The 4,487-nt window shown below is 60.0% G+C and carries 4 protein-coding genes; all 4 read right to left on the bottom strand.

The window, feature by feature from the left end; translation table 11 throughout:
* Positions 1-726: 726 nt before the first annotated feature.
* Genes FM112_RS16730 through FM112_RS01405 form a run of 4 tightly spaced genes read right to left on the bottom strand, consistent with a single transcriptional unit; the run spans position 727 to position 4,344 of the window.
* On the bottom strand, positions 727-1,413 hold the full coding sequence (locus FM112_RS16730) for an energy-coupling factor transporter transmembrane component T (RefSeq protein ID WP_025388378.1): 687 nt from the start codon (positions 1,411-1,413) through the stop codon (positions 727-729).
* Positions 1,410-2,870, bottom strand: coding sequence for an ATP-binding cassette domain-containing protein (locus tag FM112_RS01415; protein ID WP_006821247.1), 1,461 nt, complete (start codon positions 2,868-2,870; stop codon positions 1,410-1,412). Before FM112_RS01415 ends, FM112_RS16730 begins: the two co-directional genes overlap by 4 nt.
* Complete coding sequence (locus FM112_RS01410) at positions 2,867-3,457, bottom strand: hypothetical protein (protein WP_006821246.1); 591 nt, start codon at positions 3,455-3,457, stop codon at positions 2,867-2,869. The genes FM112_RS01415 and FM112_RS01410 overlap by 4 nt, the downstream gene beginning before the upstream one ends.
* A complete protein-coding gene (locus FM112_RS01405) occupies positions 3,454-4,344 on the bottom strand; it encodes a siderophore-interacting protein (RefSeq protein WP_006821245.1) in 891 nt (296 codons plus the stop codon). The genes FM112_RS01410 and FM112_RS01405 overlap by 4 nt, the downstream gene beginning before the upstream one ends.
* Between the last annotated feature and the right edge of the window lie 143 nt (positions 4,345-4,487).

Here is a 4,487-nt window from a genome sequence, read left to right as displayed (position 1 = left end):
CATCGATTCCTCAGCGTCGCAACTGCACATCGCTTATCTAATCGGTGGATCCAGGTTTAGTTTCACCGGCCAAAATCGCAGCCTGACCATACTGTTTGGGCAGAGCCTACCACCGCACTTAGCATGTCAATCTCTTGGTTTGGCGTTACAGTCATGGTTCACGGGAGATGCATCGTCGGCTCGAAGTTATGCGTTGATAGATCTGTAGGGGGCTGGAAGGATCGTGCCGGTTCGGGCTTGGGCTGGGTGAAAGCCGGGTCGCACTACGGGAGCAAGCTAAGGTTGACAGACTCAGCAACTCAGCAGTGCAGGAGGATGCTTCCCGGGGCGCGGATGTCGAGCTCTGTATTGCTGATGCTTGCGTGCCTGGCGAAGATGCACCCCGCAGGATGACCTGGCGGAGGTGGCTTTTGTGCAACATGACGGCAACACAGATACTTGGTTATTCACCGCCGGAATGAGTAGCGCAAGCGAGTTTCCAGTGCGCCTCTACGACACGGAGGGCGTCGTGCTCTCCGACACGGCGGCCGCCCCGGCGAAGCGACGGTCCTAGTGGGGCACTGACGGGGCCACTATCAAGTCTATTTCCGGCTCATTACCGCAGTTCAGTAGCGTCGGGATCGGGCCCGGTCTGCACCGGGAGGGCGGCTCTGGCGTCAAACTGGTGAATTAACAATACGAAGCTGCCTGGAATTGATCAGGGGGCAAGCTGCCTGTCAGGCACCTCTACATTCTTTCGAGGAATACGGCAATGAAAATGCTGCATACCCATACTGCGATGAGAATAGCCAGCTCGAACGCTCGGAGCGGTCGACTCTGGTGGACCGTGCGTTTCGGATGGGCACCGAAACCACGAGTGTCCAGGGCGAGAGCGAGCTCATCGCTATGCCGGAAACTTGCCACGAGAACTGGCAGCGTCGTCCGCAGTAATAATCGCGTCTGTCCACGAATGCTCCCGCGGGCACGTAGTCGAGCCATCCTGCGGGCGGTGCGCAGGTCAGCTCGCATGAGCATAGTGAAACGTTCCCCGAGTAGCACGGTGTCCATGACCCGATAGGAAACACGGAACCGATCAATCAACGAGTCTGCCAGCACCGGCCAGTTCACATAGAAAAACGGCACCACGAGTAGGGCGCTGAGTGCAACGATACGCAACGCCCCGTTCGTCGCGGCCTCTAGAGGCAGCCACAGGCCCATCCCGACCCAAAGAACCAGGGATAGCGCGCCAGCCGCCGCGATAAAGACAGCGGCAAAGCGGGGTTTCGTCACCACTGTCACCAAGAGACAGCACGCCAGCACTGTAATACTGAACCAGGGCCGTTGGGCGAGCAATACCGCGAGCTGTGCGGGAACGGTGAGCAATACGATAATCAGCGGATGCGGAACCCACCTGCGGGAGTTGAAGCGGGTCATATCTGCCAGACCCCTTTGACGATTCCGGTTTGTAGCTCGATGTGATGAGTGGCGATGCCGCGGAAGGAGCCCGCATCATGCGTCGCGATGACGGCGACGCGATCCTGAGCATTTCCTGCTAACAGCGCACGAATCTGTGCTGTGCCAGTCACATCCTGTGCATTCGTAGGTTCGTCCAGCAGGAGAAATGCCGGTCTTCCGGCGACGGCGAGGAGCACCGAGAGCCGCTGTCGTTGCCCGCCCGATAAGTGCTGCGGATGCACTTCGGCCAGACACAAGAGCCCCGCCCGGTTCAACATATCGTCGATCTCCGCGGCACTAGAACGCGCCCCCGGTGGTAATGCCAGGTGTAGCTCCGTCCGAACGGTGTGGGCGAACATGAGCTCGCTCCCGCGTTGTGGCAGGTACCCAATGCCTCTGGTGAGCCTTACCCGCCGTGACGGATCGATGTGCCCGCGCACCCCGCGTTTCTCGCCGGCAAGCGCATCCAGCAGGCTGGTCTTACCCGCGCCGTTTGGGCCCAGCAGCAGCGCGATTGCTCCTCGGGGAAGTGTGAGGGTGGCGTCTCGCAACAACAGTGCGCTGCGTCTGGCGACCGTAAGAGCCTGGGTTGTCAGACCGGGTGCTGTCTGGTGGACGGTCAACGCGCCGAAGTCTGTGTCACTGCTCGAGGTCTCTTTTGCGGGTAGATGCACGCCGATTCTGCGGCAGAAGTCTACGTTCTCACCGTATACACTGGCGGGCTTGTCGTCGAGCGCGATTCTGCCGTTCTCATCGAGTACGATGACCCGATCGGTATGTTCCAGATGTGGGTCCGGACGGTGGTCGAACGCCACGACGGTGAGCTGGCGAGCGGACCGAATCTCCCTGATGATTTTTCCGAGCCGGTGGCTTGCGGTGCGATCCAACTGTGACGCGACCTCGTCGAGCACCAGGATAGGCGCTCGCAGCACGAGTGCTGACGCGAGGGCAAGTCGCTGTTGTTCGCCGCCCGAGAGGGTCAGTGGGTTACGGGATTCGTCAATGTGGCTCAGACCGACGAGGTGCAGGGCTCTGCGCGCCCTGAACGTGGCCTCGTTGGGTGCTATGAGTTGGAAGTCGAGGCCGGCACGGACTTCTGCCAAGACGGTGCTGGCGAAAAGCTGGGTTTCTGGGCGCTGCCAGACCGCAGCGATCGTACCGGAGCGTTGGGCTGAGTCTAGGGTTGCAAGCTGGGTTCCGTTCATGCTGATGCTGCCTGCAACCCGAGCTGTCGTCATATCTTCAAGCACCCCGACCAGTGCGTGTGCCAGACTTGACTTACCGCAACCGGTGGGTCCGGTGATGAGCGTGTAGCTCCCGCTGACCAGCTCCAGGTAAGGTATATTGAGCACCGGATTTGCGCCATCGTAGGCGATTGTGAACTGCTGTATCCGTACGTTGTAGCGGCCAGGGTCGGCCGAGTTCGGGAGGCTCATGCGACGACGATGCGCTGTGGGTTCACATTTGCACGTAGCAATCCGATGGTCATGACCCAGGCGCCCCACCCGTAGAGCACGCCAAGTCCAACCCGAATGATGAGGGCGAGTAGCTTGATGCTGGGGTCTAGCAGCAGAAACTCTTGGTAGAAGAACATGAAACCGAAGCTCATCAGACTCACGATTGCGCAGGCCAGGATGGCCCACCACAGCCAGAACTGGGACCGGGCAGGGGGCCAGGTGGGCTGGGTTTGTGAGCGCAACCGTCTGGTAATGAAGAAGGTGAGTTCGATGACGATGCCCGCGCACAGGGCGAGTGCGCCGAAGCCTGCGACGGTTGTGACAATCGAGGTGAGCAGCGCCGCGCCGCTGCGTTGAATCAGCAGGGCGGCGATGAGGATCCCCAGAAACCAGGGGACTGGTGCCGGGAATGCTAGCCACGGGACCGTGGCTTGTAATGCGACCCCGAGAATTCGTGATACGTGGACGATGATCGCGCCCAGCGCGCCGAGTACAACGAAAGTCAGCAGAGCACGAGTGGAGAATCTGTCGGATTTCAGGCTCGTAATTCTTGTCTCGCCGTTCACAGTTCGATCTCGAAGTCGTCGGTATCGGTGAATGCGCGCCCCGCTGCGAGCCCCTTTTGCGTTGCCCGGAGTCTGGCGAAGTCCAGCCGGGTGTTCGTCATCCCATATTTCCAGTAGCCGAATACCTGTGTTTGCTCGGACAGTAGTCCGAGATGGTGTTTGCAGCGGTGGCGAATTTCGCGCATATCTTCCCGTTCGCCGGCCGCCCACACGCTGGCGTCAGTGGTGAGATCGAATTCGGCGAAAGCAGTGGCCAGTGGGTATTGGCCGTGCGGCTCTACTCGAAACGCGGTGATGGGTTCTGCTAATGCGGAGATCTCCTGTTGCAGGATAGCAAACTCATCCTCCGGGACGGCAGCAAAGACGAAAGTCTCGTCCACGTGGGGCATGGTGCGCAGGAGCCGCGTCGCCGCGGGGAGCGCAGAGGAGTCGGCAAGCAGCACCCGCGGGGTGCCCTCACCGGGGGTGCGGTGCGGGCGTGGTCCGACAATGTCAATGCGGTCGCCAATCCTGAGCTGCGCTAGCCAGCGCATCGCAGGAGAAGCTTCGGCGTGCACTACGAGGTCTATTTGCGCGGTGCGGGTTGCTGGATCGATTTCCACGAGTGTGTATACCCGCGTCGTGGTCTTTGGTACCCCGGGGATTGCGGCGAATTCCTCGGGTGGTTCCGGCAATGCGACGCGGACCGTGGGATTTGCCAGAGTCCATTCGTTGAGTGGGTCGTCGCCAGAAATCGTCGCTGAGATACGAGTGAGTTTTCGTGCGCGGTGCTCAATTGCGGTGACGGTCAGATAGCGGTCCTCGAGCCCCTGCTGATGATCGGGGTGTTTGAGTACCTCGAGTAGTCCTGCGAGCTCGTCTTGGGTGAGGTTGATCGAATCTGTCATGTTGGCCCCGTCAGTATGATGTTAGTAAGGCTAACCTTACTTCTAGTTTGGCGTGGACGCAATCGGACATGGCAGGATGGCGTTATGAGGCTCTTCACGAACGAGGGTGTAGTCGAGGTCTGAAACCGCCGGCTTCGAGCAGA

The sequence above is a fragment of the Gulosibacter sp. 10 genome (assembly GCF_900163695.1).
Taxonomy (GTDB): domain Bacteria; phylum Actinomycetota; class Actinomycetes; order Actinomycetales; family Microbacteriaceae; genus Gulosibacter.
The sequence above is the reverse complement of the archived record's forward strand: the minus strand, read 5'-3'. Positions and strand labels throughout refer to the sequence as shown.

Coding starts and splice junctions, on each gene's coding strand:
- FM112_RS01405 (WP_006821245.1), bottom strand. CDS start 4,344: ATGACAGATTCGATCAACCTCACCCAAGACGAGCTCGCAGGACTACTC.
- FM112_RS01415 (WP_006821247.1), bottom strand. CDS start 2,870: ATGAGCCTCCCGAACTCGGCCGACCCTGGCCGCTACAACGTACGGATA.
- FM112_RS16730 (WP_025388378.1), bottom strand. CDS start 1,413: ATGACCCGCTTCAACTCCCGCAGGTGGGTTCCGCATCCGCTGATTATC.